Source organism: Pseudomonas sp. TH41 (assembly GCF_016650695.1).
Classification (GTDB): Bacteria; Pseudomonadota; Gammaproteobacteria; order Pseudomonadales; family Pseudomonadaceae; genus Aquipseudomonas.
The window spans coordinates 612,690-632,639 of record NZ_JAEKFH010000006.1; the positions used below are offsets into that span (position 1 = coordinate 612,690).

Here is a 19,950-nt window from a genome sequence, read left to right on the forward strand (position 1 = left end):
GACTGAGGGTAGAAACGACATGTGTTCTCGACCTTATCGGTTGACCGAGAGAGAAGGGCTCGCTTGAGCTTCGTCACGCGCCTCAGTCAGCGGTAGCACCTGATGTTGATTGTTGTAATCGCTCATTCGGGCAAGGCCCGGCTTAATGGTAGCGTTTTAGCTACATCACGGATCGGCGCGACAAGCGTAATTGACCCCCCATGGTGCGCCCCTCCAGCTAGCGTCAAATCAGCCCGAGCCGGTGATTCAAAACCAGCTCGTGCAACTGAAACACTGACGAAACATTCCGGCCATATGATTCGCGTCGTCATAGAGCTAAACAGAAAGGACTTGTACCAAGGCGCGCCAAACCGCCGCGCGAGAGTCAACCCAGAGCCATGCTAGCGGGGCAAGTGGCTATGCGCCGCACTGTGACTGAAGATACGGTCACTGGCTGCGTAGCGGTGCCGGCTGCCCAACGGTGGCGAGCTCTTCGGTTTGACAAGGCTGGAGGCCGGCTGCAGAAAGCTGAGTAAGGCCTGCTGGGTATCGTGCCAGGCCGTCTGGTGCTCCATATCAAGGAAGTGCCCGGCGTTCTTGATTATATGGAACTGGGACTGACGGGCATGACCGGCAAAAAGGCGGGCATCTTCCACCGAGGTGTACTCATCCCATTCGCCGTTGACAAACAGCAGCGGGACTTCGATAGCAGCGGCACAGGCGACGTAGCAGTGGGTGTCCTGGGTCAGCACCTCATTGACGTGAAAATGCATCTGCCTGTATTCGTGTTCGGCCAGGCTGCTGACATGGCGGTAATTAAAACGTTTGAACAACGATGGCAGGTGCTTGCCGATAGTGCTGTTGATCAAGCGTCCGACATTGAGGCGATCGCAGACCTGGAGAAAATTCAGGCCGCTCTCCAGATAATCGCGCATCGGCGTATTGATCCGCGCTGCGAATGAATTGATCACCGCCTTCTCGATTCGTCGTGGCCGCTGGGCCAGTGCCAGCAAGGTAGCCGCCCCGCCCCAGGAAAAGGACAGCACATGGTGCACGGAAAAGTGTTCGATCAATTCCAGCAATATCTCTGCTTCGTCTTCCTTTCGGAGCGGTTTGCCATGGAGGTTGTGTAGTCTCGACTGACCGGCGTAGGGCTGGTCGTAGAGAACCACATTGAATCGCGGCTGCAGGTAACGCACCGTTTGGGCAAAGGATGCGGTAGTTGCCAGCGAGCCGTTGACCAGAATGATGGTCTTGTCAGCGGCGGCGTTGAGATAGTGCTCGGTATAAACCTTGTATTTTTTGCATATCTCGACGATGGCAGTTTTCGGCATCATGTCATTTTCTTCCTTGAAAAAATTGGACTAAGCGCACAGCGTGAGCGACTGCCCATAGGGCCATATCGCAGAATGCAGAACACGTGGGCCTGACAGTGAAGTGCCAGGCAAATACATAACTTAAGGCGATTTTCATGCGTCAACGCACAAGGTTCCTCCGGTACAGCCTGCTGGCAGCACGGACAAGCAACAACGGTGCGTGGACGCCAATACGGGCGTAGTGACCAATGAGTCACTGGCTGACCAGAGGTTCAGAGTTAAGCAGATGATCTCCCACATGCAAGTGCGAAAACGAGCTATTTCTACGAGCTGTGACTATGCCCGTGAGGTTGGACTGTCAGCCATCTATGCCGCCCAGTCGGCGGATTGCCGTGCAGTTACGTATATTTTCCCATGAGGCATCCCAACGGTGATGTCAAAACCTTGGGGGGCAGATCACAACATAGGTGGACACCAGTGACCTAAGCGTTGAGATCAGAAAGGTGTGTTAGCCGGACGCCTAGTGCGCCAGTTAAAGCTGGCGGAGGATAGTCGATGAAAGTTCGATACTGGTAAGAAATGGCGAATCAACCAGACCCCGAGTCATGCACGTTGCACCCTGAGGTGCAGGGTGAAGCGTTGACAGGGGGAACCTATGGGTCAGGCATTGAGCCGCGTAATCAGGAATCCGGGATGCCGATGCTGTTATCACGTCGTTCTTTGACGAGATCGACCATGAATGGATGCGTGCGACGCTGCTCGCCATTCGGGATGAGCTGAAACGCGGACGTCATGAGCCTGTTCGAGTCGTGGGTCAGTGGCTTACCCGGGTGGTCAGTGGATATTTCAACTACCACGCGGTGCCGGGAAATCTGATACGTCTTGGTGGTTTTCGGTTCGCGGTATGCCATCTATGGCGGCAAGCCCTCAAGCGGCGCAGCCAGCGTAATCGAATCTAATGGTCGCGCTTCGGACGCCTTGCAGACCTATATATTCCGAGTCCCAGAAATGCACATCCGTATCCTGAGGATCGTTTCGCGTCACATACCCGAGGCAGGAGCCGTATGCGGTAGTTGCGCATTTAGCAGGCGCTCAAGCTGCTCACGTTCCCAGCCACTCAATAACTCGACAGGATCAGTGCCGTAACGCTGCCAGGTTTCAAGAGTCCCGACTCGCCCGTCTGGTGCCCTGCAACCCTCACAATAGTCCAGTGTGTTGCAGTCATTGAAGCGGGTGAGTAACCAGCCATCAATCTCCACGGGCATGAGGCCATGATAGATCTCGCTCCAGGACTGGATGGAGTTTCGTGTCATGATGCGTTTGCCAAGCGCGACGTCCGTCAGCACCTGGCAGACCTCGCGGGCCGGGAGGAGAGGGGTTGTGTTCAAATCATTCTGCGTTCGAGTCATCGCTTGCCCATAGCTAAGCTGCGGTATGAAGTGGCGTGAATGGACAGGTCGCTCCTTCGGGCCAACGAGGCCCGGCTAGCCTAACAAGTCGAAACCTACTCACTCTGGCGACATCAGCACCGCAAGCGTCATGTTGATGAACTCTTCATTCTTGCTGATCGTTTGCAGCCTACCGGGCACGTTACCTCCAACCTCCAACCTCCAACCTCCAACCTCCAACCTCCAACCTCACCCGCGCCGCGCTGCTCAACCCAAAGGGTAAGCTCCATGATTGCGGCTTCCAGGGCTACCTGGTTCTGATTGATCTTGAAGAGTAGGGAAGGAAGTAGGTCTGCATTCGACATTGTGATTCCTCCGTGGAAGAGGACAGCGTAGCAAAAGGTCTGGACGCCGGATGTAGCTCCGACACTGCGAGTCCTAGCTGACCAAGTGATTTTCGTTGAATACATATGGGCCACTCGAAGACTTCCTGAAAACACTCTAGCGTAGAGGTTTCGCGGAGGCCAAGAATGCTGGCAGGCTGGAACCAAGTATGGCTTTCAACATGTCGACTTCGCAGGTTGTGGAGGGGCATCTTCGATGTGGTGAGCCATTTCCCGAGCGATAAGAATGCCGATACTAGTAAAGCTGGCATACAGATGTATTCGGCCATCAAGAGAAAGGCAATCGTACTTCGAGAAGACACAGGTCATGTAGGATAGGGAGCTACGCCGGGTCACTCTTGGCTCCTCCATAACAACCTTGAGATTTGCTATGACTGGGCATCTGGACGCCTTCATTCCCCTCGAGCGTACCTTCTCTAAAATCATTCTCGATCCTGACGCCGGCGATGATTCGGATCTTAGCGCTGCACCGGCCAGATCGGGCGTATTGCAATGGTCTGATTTGCTCAGCCATCATCGAGTAATTGTGCTGTCTGAGGCGGGGTCAGGTAAGACTGCGGAAATCCGAAATGTCGCCAGACAGCTTCGTGCTGAAGGAAAGTCCGCTTTTTTCCTTCGGATTGAATATGTAAGAGAGCTCTTAGAAGGAGCCTTCGAAGAGGGTACTTTCGAGGAATTTCAGAGTTGGTGTGCATCCGGCACGGAAGGCTGGCTGCTCATGGATTCAGTAGATGAAGCTCGACTCCGCGATCCTCGGGATTTCGAAATGGCGATCCGGAAGATAGGGCTTTTGATTAAGGGTATGGGCGCCCGGGCGCATATTTTAATTACAGGGCGGAGTACAGCATGGAGAGCTAGGACAGATCTTTTGCTCTGTCAGCAGGCATTTCCCTACGAGCTAGGTACCCGGCAGGTGGTTGATACACAAGGAGCGCAAGGGGCTCGAACCGAGGAAAAGCTAGACGAACTGTTCCTTCTCGTCACCTTGGACGACATTCACGGTGAGCAGATCGATCGTTTCTTGAGTGCCGCCGGCGTCCAGGACATGAAAGCGTTCCGCATCGCAGTAGACCGTAAAGAAGCATGGTCTCTTACCACGAGACCGCAGGACTTTCTGGAGCTAGTCGACTTCTGGGACAAGCACCACCGTATCGGCACGCGCTTCGAGCTAATGAAGAGCAGTATTGAACGCCGCCTTGAGGAGCGCGACCAGAATCGTTCAGAGCTCCGGCCCATTTCTGCGGAGAAACTAAGGGAAGGCGTACGACTCATTGCAGCAGCGACAACGCTAGGGCAAACATCCGCCATTCGCGTTCCTGACGGTGAGGACAACAAAAAAGGTATCCCAATCCGAGCGGTGCTCAAACACTGGAATGATGCAGAATGCGCTGCGTTGCTGAGTCGTCCAGTTTTCGACGAAGGCATTTACGGCACGGTTCGCTTCCATCACCGCTCTGTACGCGAGTATTTGACAGCGGAGTGGTTGTATCGGCTAATTCTGGACGAGGCATCTCGTGTCAAAATCGAGAACCTATTCTTCCGGACTCAGTATGGGCTTGAAGTCATCGACCCAACAATGCGCCCAATCTTACCGTGGGTGGCGCTACTGGACGTCCGTGTTTGCGCCCGGGTGGCACGGGTCGCCCCAGAAGTGTTCTTTGAGGGTGGCGATCCAGGCCAGTTGCCTCTGAGTACGAGGCGCAGCGTCTTACGCAAAGCATGCGAGCAGTTGGCGCAGCCAGCACATAGCTGGGGTCTAACCGATTACTCGGCTGTCCAACGATTTGCTAACATCGACCTCACCCAAGACATCAGAGAGCTGCTGGATCACTACCGCACCAATGACGACATCGTTTGGTTCCTGCTAAGAATGATATGGCAGGGGGAGGTCGTGGGTGCTCTGCACGAAGCGAAGCAATTCGCTCTCAATGCACAAAATAAGTACACCCGTTCTGCAGCAATCCGCGCCGTCATCGACCTAGGGTCACCTCAAGATATCGCAGATGTGCGTGACGCACTGTTGGCAGGTACACGCCGAGTTAACCGGGATTGGTTAGCTGAGTTGCTCGACGATATTCCACTCGACGAGCGATGGCTCCCGTGGTTGATGAAGGCAATCCGGCGATCCGAAAAGCAAGAACGCTTTAGCGGTAGTGACACGCTAGCAGCTCGGCTTTCCGCCATGGCAAGCGAATGTCCGCTGGCGAGTCTTCCAGCACTCATCAGTGGGCTTAGCGCGCTCTTGGACAAGCCTCCAGTCGTTGAGCGTGGCTTCTGCACCGTCTCCAAAAGGTACGGCTGGCTTTTGGAAATAGCCGGCATAGCAGTATTCCGTCTACTAGAAGCGAGAGATACGTTTGCGCTCGATCAGCCGGCGCTCTCAATTCTGTGCAAGCTGCCCCAAGCTCAGATGTTCAATGAGTTGGATGCTCGCGAGCTGTGCGACAGTATCCGGAAATTTGTGCCGTCCTGGCCGCAGCTCGACTATCAATTGTTCTGGCACGATGTTGCGCTGGCCCGCAAAGGTCGAGTCCATCGCGAGGAGCCGGTGGTTAGCGTCTGGCAGTTGATCGGCTTTCGGCCATTTTGGTCATTTAACAAAACGAATTTCGAACTCGCTTGCGATGATATCGTCAACCGCCCGGTAGTGGATGATCGCCTGATGGCGTTAAGCATGGCTTTCCAAATCTATGCGGAAAATGACAAACCTACCGCCTGGGAGAGCCGACTGAGGAAGGCTACCGAGCCCGAGAACACACTGTACGAGAAGTTTGAGAGCCTCCTGAATCCACCAGTGCGAGAAGTCCAAGAGTGGGAACTCAACCAAGCCCAGTGGAAGGAAGAATCAGCCCAGCGACAAGCTCTAGAAGAGGAGCACCGTCGCTCTTGGCGGGAAGGGCTTGCTGCAGACGTTGCGAGACTGAACGGCAGTGAGCCAGGCGTGATGACTCGTAGCCAGGCCTACCTTATGGATCGGATGGGAGAAGGCTCGTCGACATCAAACACTTGGCGCAGCGGGGATTGGAAATCGCTAAGCGAAGAATTTGGCTTGCCCGTTGCTCAAGCCTTTCGCGAAGGTGCGATCAGATTCTGGCGTAGTTACTGTCCGACATTGCCCTCGGAGGGAGCAGCAGTTAACACGACACCATATCAAGTGATTTTTGGACTGATAGGGGTTGGTATAGAAGCGAGAGAGGAGCCCTCGCGCTTCTCGCAAATGTCTGTTGAGAATGCCGAATACGCAGCTCGCTACGGCCTACTTGAACTAAATGGCTTCCCTGACTGGCTCCCTAAGCTCTTTGGACTTTTCCCAGACTCCGTCCTGCAGATTGTGCTGCGTGAAATCGAGTACGAGCTAAATGCGGAATATACGGAATCGTTCAGCTACTACGTGCTGCAAAAAACGCGCTGGGGTGGGGGGTGGATGTATGAGTCGCTCGCTGCACCGCTCTTGGCACTCCTCGAAAGCCCCATGCGAAGCCTAGAGGCGCTTCAGCTAGCGCTGAGTATCGTGCAGGACTCTCCCATCGGAGATGAAGTCCTGGCCAAACTCGCGAGTAAGCGAGCCATTGAAGAGACCAATCCGGAGTTAGCTCCCACATGGTACGCAGTGTGGATAGGAACGGAACCTGACGTTGCTATTCCGGCCTTAGCCTCACGCATTGATACTCTTCACTCTGATGAAGATAAGGCGAATTTCGCTATGCGTTGCTTGACGGTTATCGTGGGCAACCGGATAGCAAGCCGCTGCCGGCAAAACTATAAAACGGTCGGGCATGCGAAGTCCCTATATCTACTGATCCACACCCACGTTCGTATCGCGGAAGATATCGACCGTTCTGGAGGTGGTGTCTATTCCCCAGGCCTTAGAGATGATGCACAAGGCGCTCGAGACGCACTTTTGGCTTTCATTCGAGAAACGCCTGGCAAGGAAGCGTTTCTCGCCTTGGGAGAAATAGCTCGTGAGCACCCGGCGGAGCACCTTCGACCTTGGAGCGCCTTTTACGCTGAGCAAAAAGCTACGGCAGACGCTAGGACGCCCCCATGGGAACCAGAGAAAGTCGTGGAGTTTCACGAAGCGCTGGAAAGTACCCCATCCAATCATCGTGATCTTTGGAACCTTGCGATTGATCGGCTGAGCGACCTGAAACACGACCTGGAGAATGGCGATTCGAGTATCGCGGAGATTCTGATTCCTTTTAGCCAAGAAACCTCTATCCGCAAATTCATAGGCAACTGGTGCCGTGATCGTGCTGCTGGGAGATACATCATTCCTCAGGAAGAGCAGCTCGCGGACGACAAGCGTCCTGATTTTAGAGTCCAGAGCAGTTTGTTTGATGGGCCCGTTCCCGTTGAGCTGAAGCTCGCTGATAAATGGACTGGATCGCAGCTTTTTGAGCGCCTTGAGAATCAGCTGTGTGGTGACTATCTGCGAGACATTCGATCAAGCTGTGGAATCTTCCTACTGGTATGCCACGGGGACAAAAACACCTGGTCACCCCCTGGCAAAAAGCGACTAGCCTTCGATGATCTGGTCACCGCTTTGCAACAGCACGGGGAGATCCTGGCGGCTCGGTACCCCAACGTTGAGGATATAAAGGTCATCGGTATTGACCTTACCAAACGAGGTGGACGTGCTGCGATCAAGCCCGCAAAGGCCGATAGGGAGGGGACACTTCGCAAGAAGTAAACGACCATAAAAGTGCCCTTGAAATGGCTAAGCCCACTGGACTAGAAGTAGAGGTTCGTGCTGACGTGGCTCGTTGAGATTGCCCCGATTTGCGCCATCCCGCTCAGAGCCGATAGGGATGGAGCTTATTGGCTATGTAGTTGGTCGATCACTGCCAAGTAGCGCTGGAATGGCTCCGCAAGACGTTTGGGCAAGGTGCGGTGCCAGGTTCCACGTCGATACTCATTCCAGACGTCTTCTTCGGGACGATGATTAATGATACCGAGCCGGTTCTTGTACCCCACCAAGGCATTGCCTTTGCCAGCCAGTAATGCGGCAATGGCAATGTGCATGAGGTGACTCGGCACGTCCTGCGGTGTCCTGGGGCGATCCAAGGTGATCGTCAGGCAGCGGTGCTCGTGGAACGTAAGCGTCTGGCAATCACGTCTTGCGAGCAGTTAATTGTCTGGGTCACTTCTCGGACGTACAGGTACCTGTTTGCGCACGGCATTGGACAGAACCAACGATGTCGTGACCGAACCATGGACGGCCAGCGCATCGACTATAGTCTCCAAATCAGCAGGCTGAGAAAACGCGCAACGGACTATGAAGCAGTCTTCTCCCGTGATCCTGTCAGCTTCTAGCACCTCAGGTATGTTGTTAAACAACTCCAGATAGCGCTTGATGTGCTGGTGAGTTGTGCGAATGCGCAGAATCGCCTGCAACCCCAACCCTACCTCACGCAAACTTACCCGCGCGCTGTAACCCTCTATGACACCCCTGGCGCAGGGCGTCGCCGAACAACGTCAGGTGTTGACCGCAGAACGCGAACGGGTGGCGGCGGTCGAGGACCAGGCGCGTCAGGACGCGGCGCAATGTCGCCAGCAGGCGGCGGAGGCCTTGGCGGGGCGCCAGTCAGCCGAGTTGCGCCTGGCAGATTTGGAGCTGCTACTGTCCCAGCGCCAGACGCAGATCGAGGACCTGCAGCAGCATGAGAGTTTGCTGCACGAACGCCGCGAAGCGCTGCAGCACAACCTTACATTGCAGCAGGATCTGCAGGCGCTGCGGCTCAAGGCTGAACAGGAGCGCGTCGCGCAGGAGCGCTATGTCCGCGGCGTCGGAGATCGTGCGCACCGCGAGGTCGACCGCGCGCGAGAGGAGGGCAAGGCGATGTCGACTCAGCTCAAAGAGGCCAGTCGGCAGGTCGAGCAGTTGCAACGGCGGCTGGAGTCGATTCAAAACGAGCTCAGTCAATCTCGGCAATCGGCAGCAGCACAGCACGCCCGTGCCGATACGCTGGAGCAACAACTGACGCAGGTGCGTAAGGCTCCCGGCGCCAAACGTAAGCCGAGCACCAGAAAACCCCAGACGAATAGCTCCCCCTGACAGATTATGGTGCCACTGCGATTAATATCGCGTGATGAGAACCACCCTATACAGAGCAAAGGCCTTCCAGCGTTTCCCCCGTCCAGACTCCAAGGCGTCCACGGTCGTACATTTGCAGAGCGCTCCTGGTCAAAGGCAGCTTTGATTACTGCCGGTCGCGAAGGGCTCTAATCGACCGATTCTGTTGAAAAAGTAGCTCCCCTGTCTGGCCTGCGGCAAAATCTCTGCATTGGCCAGTAGGGAAGCACGCAGCATGATGGGACAGTTATCGAGTGGGCAGGAACGGCTGTTTTACTCGTTCAACCTTGAAGATCACATCCCAGCCAATCACCTTCTGCGCAGCATTGATCGGTGTCTCGATCTGAGCGACTTGCGCCATCACCTCGCCGATTTTTTTACAGCCTCGTGACAGCAGTTTTCCTGACGACTTTCGTGGCAGCGGCCGCTTTTTTTGAGACAGCCATTTTCTTGACGACCTTTCTCTTCCTGGAAGCATTCGTCTTCCCGGCGACAGCTGCCTCGCTGATGTCGTTCTTTTTGTTAGACGAACGCAATATGGGTTCTCAGCTGATTTTGTGCAGCGCCGCGCCCTTATGCATCGCAATGTGCTCGGTCTTGTCGCTCTTGATTTCGTACTGCGGTTCGTCGGCGCTAGCGTGGTGAGTGTAGCCCTTGTATTCGGTGTCTTTCGTATGCACCTTGATGACCGTGCCACTTACGCGGCCCGCTTCCGAATTCCAGCTCACGTGGTCGCCTACCTTGAATTTTGTGACCATTTGAATGAGTTCTCCTGATGCTGTTCAAGACTTAAAAGAGACTTTCGGATCGTAGGATTCTCGTGTCGCGCGCACGCCGATGTAGGCTTTGATTGCGGCGATAACCAATGGCATCGCGCCGAAGATGATGAACACCAGGTCGCCAGGGAGACGCAGCCACTCGATCAGGCGGGCGGCATGGGTGCCTGTATATTCCAGGCTACGCGCATGCCAGTAACCGTGTTGCACCACATCCCACACCTGCAGCACGCCGCCGGGAAACAGGCTCAACGCTACCATCAGCAGCAGGCCGATGTTGGTGCCCCAGAAACCGACTCGGATGTATTTCTCAATAGCTGGCCAGCGCGCGTCATCGGTAGTCTGGCGCAGCACGAATACCATCAATGCGATGGCCAGCATGCCGAACACACCCATCATCGCGGCATGGCCATGGTTGGGCGTGAGGATGGTGCCGACCTCGTAATAGCTGATGATCGGCAGGTTAATCAGGAAGCCGAACACGCCCGCACCGAGGAAATTCCAGAAACCCACCGCGATCAGGAAATAGAATGTCCACTTGTGCGGTACCGCGATGGGCCGATCACAGATATCGCAGTCGCCGCGGGTCGTGCGCACGAAATCCCAGGCATCCAGTGTCAGCAGGGTCAGCGGCACCACTTCCAGCACCGAGAACATCGCCGACATCGCCATGTTGAATTGGCTCTGGCCATTGAAATACCAGTGATGACCGGTGCCGATCAGACCACCACCGAAATACAGGATGGCGTCCAGATAGATCAGCCGCAGCGCGGTGTTTCGCCGGGTCAGGCCGAGCTGGAAGAACGTGAGTGCCACCACTGTGGTGGCGAAGAACTCGAAGAAGCCTTCTACCCACAGATGGATGATCCAGAAGCGCCAGGTGTCGACAACTGTGAAGTTGGTCTTTGCGTCAAAGAACAGTGCCGGCAGGTAGAACACAGGTATCGCCAGTGACGCGTACAGGAACATCCGCGCCAGCGGCCGTGCCTCCGGATTGGCCACCGTGCGTGGCCGCGCCAGCCACCACAACATGGCAAACCAGCCGAGCAGGCCGACTACCAGTAGGTATTGCCAGAAACGACCGATTTCCAGGTATTCCCAGCCCTGGTCGCCGAACCAGAACCACCACTTGCCCAGTAGGCCGGACATACCCGCCCATTCGCCGAGCAGGCTCGCGCCGATCACCACGACAAACGCCGCGAACAGCACATTGATCACCGGCACCAGCCAGCGCGGCTCGTCGGCACGCAGCGAGCGGCCCAGGAACAGCGCCGCAGCGACATAGGCTGTGGCGATCCAGAAAATCGCCGTCTGCAGATGCCAAACCCGCAGCAGATTGCTGGGAAAGATGTTCTCCAGTTGGAAGCCGTAGAAGCTGCCGGGGTCTGCCCGGAAATGGGATACGCCGCCGCCCACCAACGTCTGCATCAGGAACAGTAGTATCACCACCACGAAAAATTTCACCAGCGCACGCTGGCCGCGGCTGGCCTGTCCCGGAATGACCTGAGGGTGCACATGATGACCACGGTTGACCCAGCCCAGATAATCGAACTTGCCGAATACCAGCAACACCGCGCCAATGCCACCGATTAGCACCACAAGGCTCAGCGCGCTCCACAGCAAGGTACCCGGCGGCGGTCGATTCCCGACTTCCGGATCGTAGGGGAAATTGTTGGTATATGAGTAATTGCTGCCTGGGCGATTGGCGACCGAAGCCCACGCCGCCCAAGTGACGAACGCGCTGAACTGGTGCAGTTTGACCGGGTCGGTAATCAGATCGGGCTTGAGGCCCCCATTGCGCGCCGGATCATGGAAGTAACTCTTCCAGTGGTCGGTCTGCTGGCGATACGCGTCCGCTTCCGGGGCGCTGAGTGATAGCGTGTCGTGGTCGGCGTCGTAGCGATTGGTCTTCAACGTCACCGCGACTTGAGCGCGGACCGATGCCGCCTGGATCGGTGTCAGTTCGGCCATTGGCTTGCCGTATTGCTGCTGCGCCAACGCTGAGGCGATGTCGTCACCGATCTCGTGCAGTGCTTCGGCGGAATAGTCGGGGCCGAGGTAGGCGCCATGTCCCCAGATGGTGCCATTGTCCATCAAGCCGTAACGCAGGAACAGCGCCTGGCCGTTGCTGATGTCGTCAGCGGTGAAGACGGTGGCGCCGCTGGCGTCCTTGACCTGGCCCGGTATCGGCGGCGCATTGCGATAAGCCAACAGGGTGATCGCCATCAGGGCAACCAGGCCGAATACCAGAACGATCAGTACCGAACGGACCCACCACGGCGACAACGGAGAGTCTTCGGGTTCGTCCTTCGGTTGCGCGGCTTCGGCCATGAACCTTTCATCTCTTTGACTTGGAAGCATCGTGGCGTGTCGGCATGACTCGCTTGGAGATTCTGCAACTTGGCGAGATTACGGCGGTGCGGCGCTGTGACGGCTAAGTGTAGTGTGCGGATTACGCGGGCGACGATTCGTTTTCAGTCAGCGACGCTTCACCGCCCGCTCTATAACTCGCGCCGATGCAAATTCGCCCTGTCGTCATCAACATCTATGCTCCATGTGAGGAGTTTTCCTGAGCGATCGGATATGGTCGCCGGGCGCTTGCCGGCTCAACGAGCTGTCCACTCTCGTCGTAATTGGTGGAGGAGAAAAGAGCCGTGATCGACGTACAGGTCTATCGCTACCACCCGGAACAAGATCGGTCGTCTTGGATGCAGTCGTTGTCGTTGCCCGAGGAGTCCCGGGTGCGAATGGTGCTGGATGCGCTGGAGTTCCTGCATGAGGCAGATCAGACGCTAGTCTATCGGCGCTCCTGTCGGGAGGGGGTTTGCGGCTCGGATGGCATGAATATCAACGGCAAGAACAGGTTGGCTTGCATCACGCCGGTTTCGGAGGCCCTGGGCACGGCCAGCCTACTGATCATCAGACCTTTGCCCGGCATGCCGGTCATCCGCGATCTGGTCGTCGATCAGAGTCTCTTCTTTCAGCAGTATGAGAGTATCAAGCCATGGCTGATCAACCACGAGCCAGCACCGGCTATCGAGCGTCTCCAGTCTCCTGAGGAGCGCGCCAAGCTCGACGGGCTGTATGAATGCATCCTCTGTGTTTGCTGTTCCTCGCAATGTCCATCCTGGTGGTGGAATCCCGAAAAGTTCGTAGGTCCAGCCGGGCTGTTGCAAGCTTGGCGTTTCATCACCGACAGCCGCGATCAGGCCACGGCGCAACGGCTAGAACGGCTGGAGGACCCGTTCAGCTTGTTCCGTTGCCGCAGCATCGGAAACTGTTCATGGGTCTGCCCCAAGGGCCTCAATCCCATGGGGGCCATCGGAAAGATTCGCCAGGAGCTGTTCCGAAAATCCACCTAGGACGTTGGATCAACGCAATGAATTGGCTCGGCTTCCAAAGACTCCTTAGAGTGCCTTTTTAATACGAGGGATCAACGGCGAATGTTCGAAGCGCCAGTCGTTTATACAATAGGGCACTCCACCAGAACCCTTCCGGAGTTTATCGAATTACTTCAGTTCAGGAAGGTCGAGTGGGTCGTGGATATTCGTAGTGTGCCGCGATCTCGAACTAATCCCCAGTTCAATCTGGATAGACTACCGGAGGCGCTTGCTGCGCAGAAAATCGGTTATATCCAAATACTGGAGCTGGGTGGATTACGAAAAAAATCAAAAATAGTGGCGCCGGATATTAACGGGTTTTGGATCAACCAAAGTTTTCATAACTATGCTGATTACGCATTGTCCGATGATTTTGAATCGGGACTCTCACGATTGTCAGCGCTCAGTCAGGACCAACAGTGCGTGATCATGTGTGCGGAAGCCGTCTGGTGGCGTTGCCATCGTCGGATCGTTGCTGACTACCTTCTCCACCGCGGCCGGATAGTCGTGCATCTGATGGGCCGGGCCAAAGCTGAATCAGCAACATTGAATCGGGCCGCGACCCCTGCGGGGCATTCCCTTGTCTACCCGGCGCAGACTGTCGGATGAGGTGTGCCTGACATGGGGGTTGACGGCGCGGTACACATCTCTAAGTGCGGCATCGTACCGATCACACATTGGTTGTTGTGCATTCTGACTACACTGAAAAGCGAACATGAATCTGGCGTCTCGATCATTTTTCACGGCGATTAGCTGCCGGAAACTCGCCACCGCTGACGCGCCCGACTGAGCAAGCAAGTCATGAAAAAGTCAAATGCAGCGTGCTCGCCATCTCTGACACAGTGCCCTGCCTGGAAAGCACTTCAGGTGCATTATCAGGCGGTGTCCAAACTGCACCTGCGACAATTGTTTGGCGACGATCCTAAACGTGGCGAGCGCTTCAGCACGCAAGCATGCGGACTTTACCTCGATTACTCAAAAAACCGCGTCACCGATGAAACGATTCATTTGCTTCTGCAACTGGCTGAGGCGCGTGGCTTGCGCGAACGTATCGAAGCAATGTTCACGGGCCAGAAAATTAATGTGACGGAGCAACGCGCGGTACTTCACATCGCGCTGCGCGCACCCAAGGAGGAGCGAATTGTGGTCGACGGCATCGACATCGTGCCGCAAGTCCACACGATGCTCGATGAAATGGCCGATTTCGCGCGCAAAATTCGGGGCGGTGAATGGCTGGGCTTTACAGGCCTGCCAATCTGTAATGTGGTCAATATCGGTATAGGCGGCTCTGATCTCGGGCCGGAGATGGCCTATGATGCGTTGCGCCATTACCGTCAGCGCAACTTGACACTCCGATTCATTTCGAATGTCGACGGTACTGCTTTTTTCGAGGCAACACGCGATCTTGACCCCGCACAAACGCTGTTCATTATCTGTTCGAAAACCTTCAAAACACTCGAGACATTGACCAACGCCCACACCGCGCGTGATTGGATTTTAAGCAAACTTGGAAATGAGCGGGCAATCTCGAAGCATTTTGTGGCCGTTTCGACCAATGCCGAGGCGGTTACCCAGTTCGGCATCGATACCCAGCATATGTTTCGCTTGTGGGATTGGGATGGTGGTCGCTACTCGATGGATTCGGCGATTGGTTTGTCGACGATGCTGGCCATCGGGCCGGAAAATTTCCGTGCGATGCTGTCCGGCTTTCATGCCATGGACCAGCACTTTCGCAGCACACCGTTCGACCAGAATCTGCCGGCCCTGATGGGGTTGCTCGCCGTCTGGTACAACAATTTCTTCGGTGCTCAAACCGTCGCCGTGCTGCCCTATGAGCAATACCTGAAGCGCTTTCCAGCCTATCTGCAGCAGTTGACGATGGAGAGTAATGGCAAACACGTTACGCTCGATGGCGCACGCGTCGATTATCCAACGGGCCCCGTCTATTGGGGTGAACCCGGCACCAATGGCCAGCATTCGTTCTATCAGCTTATCCATCAAGGTACGCCGTTGATCCCGTGTGACTTTATCGGTTTCTGCCAGGCATTGAACGTCTTGCAGCCGCATCACGATCTCTTGATGGCGAATCTGTTCGCCCAGACTGAGGCGCTTGCTTTCGGCCGAACGGAAGCAGAAGTCAAAGCGGCGGGAGTACCTGACTGGCTGGTACCGCATCGCATTTTTGAAGGCAATCGCCCCACCAACACCCTCCTTGCCGAACGGCTGACGCCGGAAACCTTGGGGAGTCTCGTCGCACTTTACGAACACAGTGTCTTTACTCAAGGAACGATCTGGAACATCGATTCATTCGATCAGTGGGGCGTCGAACTTGGCAAGTCGATGGCGCAGATAACCCTCCCTGAGTTGACCGCCGATGCTGAACCCTTGCTAAAGCATGACAGCTCGACCAATGCGCTCATCCGGCGCTATCGTCAACTCAGGTAAGGGTAATCATGAACCGCATGGATGTTGGGCGATGGGACATATTGGAGCGCGTGATTCCGCTGTTAACAAGGGGTTGAATATGAATGCGCAAGCACTAATAAACACCGCGAGGACGCTGGTCTCAGACGACAAAGGGTTGCTGGCCATGGACGAAAGCAACCCCACATGCAACCGACGCTTTGCCCCGTTGGGTATTCCTCAGACCGAGGAGGTTCGGCGCGCCTATCGGGAGCTCATTGTGACCACTCCGGGTCTGGGTCAATACCTCAATGGTGCAATTCTCTACGATGAAACAATCCGTCAACGAACCAAAGATGGCGCCTCATTTAGTAAAGCCCTGAGCGACGCGGGCATTATCCCGGGCATTAAAGTGGACATCGGTACAACAGACTTGGCCGGTTATCCTGGAGAGAAGATCACCGAGGGTTTGGATGGGTTGCGTGATCGGCTCAAAGAATATTTTCAAATGGGCGCCCGGTTTGCCAAGTGGCGCGCGGTGATCACCATCGGTAGTGACATTCCCAGCACCGGTTGCATTGAGGCCAACGCTCAGGCGCTGGCCCGGTATGCCGCGTTGTGCCAGGAGGCGGGGATGGTCCCCATCGTCGAGCCGGAAGTGCTGATGGGCGGTGAACATACCCTGCAACAGTGCGCTGCTGTCACGGAGGACGTTCTGCGAATCGTCTTCAATCAGCTGCACGCCCAACGAGTGCTGCTTGAAGGGATGCTTTTGAAGCCTAATATGGTGCTTCCCGGCTTGGCTTGCACCACACCGACAACGGTGGCCGCGGTCGCTGAGGCAACTGTGAGTTGTCTCCTGCGAACTGTACCCGCCGCGGTACCAGGCATTACGTTCTTGTCGGGGGGGCAATCGGGAGAGTTGGCTTCGGCACGATTAAATGCCATGAATCTTCAGTTCAAGTCACGACTGCCCTGGGCATTGGCGTTTTCGTTTGCTCGTGCTGTCCAGCAACCGGCTTTGGAGATTTGGTGCGGCGAGCAGGCCAATGTAGTGGCAGCACAACAGGCGCTGTTGCACCGGCTCAGGTGTAATCACGCGGCATGTCGTGGTGAATACGACGCTGTTCTGGATGGGCCGGCCGTATGACCGCTCCCATCATACCCACGCCCATGCACCTTTATCTTGTTAGGCACGGTGAAACTGAATGGACGCTTTCCCGTCAGCATACGGGCCGCACGGATATTCCGTTGACCGCGCGCGGCGAGAGCGAGGCGAAGAAACTTGCACTGCACCTGCGGGATATCCCGTTCACCCATGTGCTGACCAGCCCGCTACAACGCGCGCAACAAACCTGCGCGCTGGCGGGGCAGGGGGCGCACGCCGTAATCGTCTCGGACCTGGCGGAGTGGGACTATGGTGACTACGAAGGGCAGCGATCAGTCGACATTCTCAAGCAGCGACAGGGCTGGAATATTTTTCGCGATGGCTGTCCGCAGGGTGAAAGTCCTGCGCAAATTGCCAGTCGCGCTGACCGGGTTATCACCCAACTGCGGGCACTGGAAGGCAACATTGCACTCTTCTCCCATGGTCATTTCGCTTCCGTCCTGGCCATGCGATGGATTGGTTTATCGCTGATCGCAGCGCAGCATTTTCCACTGGGTACGGCATCGCTCAGCATTCTCACTTACGACACCCACCACCCCGACGTGACGGTAATCGCGCTATGGAATGCGTTCTCGGATGACTGACCTATGGTCCGCTATTGTTAGTATTCTTGCCTGTCCCATACGGTCTGAAGCAGAAGGCTGAAGCACAACACATTGCACTGAAGGCTGCTTGTGGTATGACTACCTTTGGATTCATCGAATTTGCCACTCGTTTATTTGCGTCTCGCGCTCATGACCTTCCCCGAGTCATGATTTCAGACGAAGCGTTTTCTACAATTTTCAGGCAGTGGACGGGTCGATCAAAGACTCGGTAATCTCGAAAATACTGGTCTATCCTGCTGAAACCGGAAGATTCTTTCCGACACGGTGGTGATCATGTCTGCAAAGCCTGCTCCCCAACAGAACCACCTCCTGGCTGCATTGCCAGCGGAGGTACAAGACCGTCTGCTCCCTTATCTCGAACTGGTACCTCTGCCACTCGGCAAGGTCATATACGAGTCTGGCGATGCGCTGCGTCATGTGTATTTCCCCACCGACTCCATCGTTTCGCTGCTCTACGTGATGGAGAGCGGCGCCTCGGCGGAAATTTCGGTGGTGGGCAACGAGGGGTTGATTGGCGTCGCGGTGTTCATGGGTGGCGAAAGCACGCCCAGCCGGGCCATCGTGCAGAGCGCCGGGCATGCCTATAGGCTGCTGAACCAACGACTCAAGGACGAATTCAACCGCCACGGTGACATGCTGCAATTGATGCTGCGTTACACCCAGGCATTGATCACTCAGATGGCCCAGACAGCAGTGTGCAACCGCCATCATTCGATCGATCAGCAGCTGTGCCGCTGGCTGCTGCTGTCTCTGGATCGCCTGCCCAGCAATCAACTGACGATGACTCAGGAGCTGATTGCCAACATGCTTGGGGTACGTCGCGAGGGTGTCACCGATGCTGCAGGAAAACTGCAGCGCTTGGGGGTCATCGAATACAGCCGCGGGCATATCAAAGTACTCGATCGGCCCAAGCTGGAGCAACTGAGCTGCGAATGCTACGCGGTGGTGAAGGCCGAGACCGAACGTCTGTTGCCCTATCTCCCCATTAATATCGCAGCGTTAGATACGACAGGCTGCTAAGGCATTGTCGGCTCGTGGCGCGGTTACCCACGCCGATACTCAATTGTAATGAGTGTCCTTGAGAAAGGTGCGAAGCTTGATTTTCACCTGGATGCTCAACAGTCCATCGTTGAGCTTGAACAACTCGCTCATCACCCAAAGCCGCCAGCCTTTTCTGAGTACCTTTCTCCCGATGATGAGCCTCTCGAACATGTGTTGTGCTTCGGCCTCCCTGTTCCGCGAGGCAGAGGAACCGCTCAGCGTAGGGGCCGGCTGCAGGCATTCCGTGTCGGCTGTGACCCTCTTGGACGTGACTGGCGTTTCCATGATGACCTCCTTCCGGTTACTGAAGTTTCAGTGTGCTAGCGTTGCCCGAGGTTGTCTGTCTGCTAACGTACACAGACTGCTGCGAGGCTAGTGTCGAACGTGCGAAGAAAGCAGTCGCGCGTGAACCGCTATCAGCGCGTCGTAACACCCACAGGCTGTTTCCTCCAGGCCTTGCCGGTCCAGAATGGTGATTTGACCACGGCTGTAGCGGATGAGCTGTCGCTGCTGCAATGCGCCCGCGGCAATGCTCACGCCGCTTCTTCGTACCCCAAGCATATCCGCGAGCCGTTCATGGGTCAGATAGACGTGATCAGCGTGTGCACGGTCATGGGCCATCAGCAACCAACGTGCCAAGCGTGGTTCGATCTCATGGAAATGGCCGCAGGCTGCGTTCTGCGACAACTGCGCGATTAACACATAAAGATAGCGTTTGAGTGCACGAAGCAGGCCTGGATACGCATGCAATTCTTGGCGCAGCAGCGTCGCGTTTATCCGCAATGCACGACCCGCGCCTTGGACCACTGCGCGGGTAGGAGCGGCATTGACACCCAGTGCAAACGTGGCGCCAAGCATACCCTCATTGCCAATCAGGCCAAGCTCCAGCGGACGATGGCATTCCAGTGTGGTGACCAGCGAGATAAAGCCAGTGAGCGGGAAGTACAGATAGCGCAAGGGGTGGTCGGATTCGCTGAGGATGCTGCCATACACAAGGTCCACTGGTTCACAATGCCGCAGGATTCTGTTGTGCTCCCTGCCAGACAGGCTGTCGATCAGGCAGTTGCCTTCTTGAGTCGGAAGGACGGTTGGCATGCGGGCGTCCCATAGCACAGAGCAAGCCGGTAGGTGGCCCGGGAAAAGGTGCCTGGCAATCCCGTGTCCTCAGTCTGATTGACCGCTCGCCGATGATCTGTTCGCTGCAGCACATAGCAGCTGCGGATCAATATGATCGACGCGCGCGCTCGGTCCGGGATTTGCACTCAATCTGGCGATAATCGGGTTGCTGTGGCGTACTCACCGAAGATCCGTCAAGGCGAGGTATCGCCGTCCCTTAAGGCTTGTGTGCGGCAGCGTACAGACTCATCCCCATGAAGGTGCGCAATCTGGTGTCAGTCGGTTGGTCGGATGCTCTCTG

The 19,950-nt window shown here is 56.0% G+C and carries 15 protein-coding genes and 3 pseudogenes; 9 read left to right on the plus strand and 9 right to left on the minus strand.

Annotated features, from left to right (window positions below; translation table 11 throughout):
- Positions 1-380: 380 nt before the first annotated feature.
- The 3 genes and pseudogenes from JFU37_RS26725 to JFU37_RS30895 form a co-directional block, all read right to left on the minus strand.
- Entirely contained in the window at positions 381-1,316 is a 936-nt protein-coding gene (locus JFU37_RS26725) for an alpha/beta fold hydrolase (protein ID WP_201120023.1), read from the minus strand.
- 1,019 nt (positions 1,317-2,335) lie between these two features.
- A complete protein-coding gene (locus JFU37_RS30890) occupies positions 2,336-2,683 on the minus strand; it encodes a DUF7693 family protein (RefSeq protein WP_242485845.1) in 348 nt (115 codons plus the stop codon).
- Between the two features lie 120 nt (positions 2,684-2,803).
- Positions 2,804-3,048: pseudogene (locus JFU37_RS30895) on the minus strand (hypothetical protein).
- A gap of 409 nt (positions 3,049-3,457) precedes the next feature.
- On the opposite strand from JFU37_RS30895, the gene JFU37_RS26730 reads away from it, so the two are divergent.
- A complete protein-coding gene (locus JFU37_RS26730; protein ID WP_201120024.1) occupies positions 3,458-7,777 on the plus strand; it encodes an NACHT domain-containing protein in 4,320 nt (1,439 codons plus the stop codon).
- A 125-nt stretch (positions 7,778-7,902) separates the two neighbouring features.
- Here the strand turns inward: JFU37_RS26730 and JFU37_RS26735 are convergent, their stop codons facing one another.
- Positions 7,903-8,124: a hypothetical protein gene (locus JFU37_RS26735; protein ID WP_242485835.1), complete on the minus strand. Its 222-nt coding sequence runs from the start codon at positions 8,122-8,124 to the stop codon at positions 7,903-7,905.
- A 90-nt stretch (positions 8,125-8,214) separates the two neighbouring features.
- Entirely contained in the window at positions 8,215-8,502 is a 288-nt protein-coding gene (locus tag JFU37_RS26740; protein WP_342214990.1) for an Lrp/AsnC ligand binding domain-containing protein, read from the minus strand.
- Positions 8,503-8,536: 34 nt separating this feature from the next.
- Between JFU37_RS26740 and JFU37_RS26745 the strand changes: the two are divergent.
- Positions 8,537-9,142, plus strand: a pseudogene (locus JFU37_RS26745) (DNA-binding protein); the annotation flags it as partial.
- Positions 9,143-9,395: 253 nt separating this feature from the next.
- Positions 9,396-9,542: pseudogene (locus JFU37_RS26750) on the plus strand (IS5/IS1182 family transposase); the annotation flags it as partial.
- A 163-nt stretch (positions 9,543-9,705) separates the two neighbouring features.
- Here JFU37_RS26750 and JFU37_RS26755 read toward each other — a convergent pair.
- Both JFU37_RS26755 and JFU37_RS26760 read right to left on the minus strand, forming a co-directional pair.
- The gene (locus JFU37_RS26755) at positions 9,706-9,918 is read right to left on the minus strand and encodes a DUF2945 domain-containing protein (protein ID WP_201120025.1); all 213 of its coding nucleotides are present in this window, start codon (positions 9,916-9,918) and stop codon (positions 9,706-9,708) included.
- 24 nt (positions 9,919-9,942) lie between these two features.
- On the minus strand, positions 9,943-12,267 hold the full coding sequence (locus JFU37_RS26760) for a nitric-oxide reductase large subunit (RefSeq protein WP_201120026.1): 2,325 nt from the start codon (positions 12,265-12,267) through the stop codon (positions 9,943-9,945).
- A 323-nt stretch (positions 12,268-12,590) separates the two neighbouring features.
- On the opposite strand from JFU37_RS26760, the gene JFU37_RS26765 reads away from it, so the two are divergent.
- The 6 genes from JFU37_RS26765 (at position 12,591) to JFU37_RS26790 (ending at position 18,512) form a co-directional block, all read left to right on the plus strand.
- A complete protein-coding gene (locus JFU37_RS26765; RefSeq protein WP_201120027.1) occupies positions 12,591-13,298 on the plus strand; it encodes a succinate dehydrogenase iron-sulfur subunit in 708 nt (235 codons plus the stop codon).
- A gap of 81 nt (positions 13,299-13,379) precedes the next feature.
- Positions 13,380-13,925, plus strand: a complete 546-nt coding sequence (locus JFU37_RS26770) for a DUF488 domain-containing protein (RefSeq protein WP_201120028.1) — start codon at positions 13,380-13,382, stop codon at positions 13,923-13,925.
- Positions 13,926-14,117: 192 nt separating this feature from the next.
- The gene (gene pgi, locus JFU37_RS26775; protein ID WP_201120029.1) at positions 14,118-15,761 is read left to right on the plus strand and encodes a glucose-6-phosphate isomerase; all 1,644 of its coding nucleotides are present in this window, start codon (positions 14,118-14,120) and stop codon (positions 15,759-15,761) included.
- A 79-nt stretch (positions 15,762-15,840) separates the two neighbouring features.
- Positions 15,841-16,869, plus strand: coding sequence for a class I fructose-bisphosphate aldolase (locus JFU37_RS26780; RefSeq protein WP_201120030.1), 1,029 nt, complete (start codon positions 15,841-15,843; stop codon positions 16,867-16,869).
- Positions 16,866-17,471: a histidine phosphatase family protein gene (locus JFU37_RS26785; protein ID WP_201120031.1), complete on the plus strand. Its 606-nt coding sequence runs from the start codon at positions 16,866-16,868 to the stop codon at positions 17,469-17,471. The genes JFU37_RS26780 and JFU37_RS26785 overlap by 4 nt, the downstream gene beginning before the upstream one ends.
- Before the next feature lie 294 nt (positions 17,472-17,765).
- Positions 17,766-18,512, plus strand: a complete 747-nt coding sequence (locus JFU37_RS26790) for a Crp/Fnr family transcriptional regulator (protein WP_201120032.1) — start codon at positions 17,766-17,768, stop codon at positions 18,510-18,512.
- Positions 18,513-18,551: 39 nt separating this feature from the next.
- Here the strand turns inward: JFU37_RS26790 and JFU37_RS26795 are convergent, their stop codons facing one another.
- Together JFU37_RS26795 and JFU37_RS26800 are read right to left on the minus strand one after the other, a co-directional pair.
- Positions 18,552-18,818, minus strand: a complete 267-nt coding sequence (locus tag JFU37_RS26795) for a hypothetical protein (RefSeq protein WP_201120033.1) — start codon at positions 18,816-18,818, stop codon at positions 18,552-18,554.
- An 87-nt stretch (positions 18,819-18,905) separates the two neighbouring features.
- Positions 18,906-19,628: a Crp/Fnr family transcriptional regulator gene (locus tag JFU37_RS26800; RefSeq protein WP_201120034.1), complete on the minus strand. Its 723-nt coding sequence runs from the start codon at positions 19,626-19,628 to the stop codon at positions 18,906-18,908.
- Between the last annotated feature and the right edge of the window lie 322 nt (positions 19,629-19,950).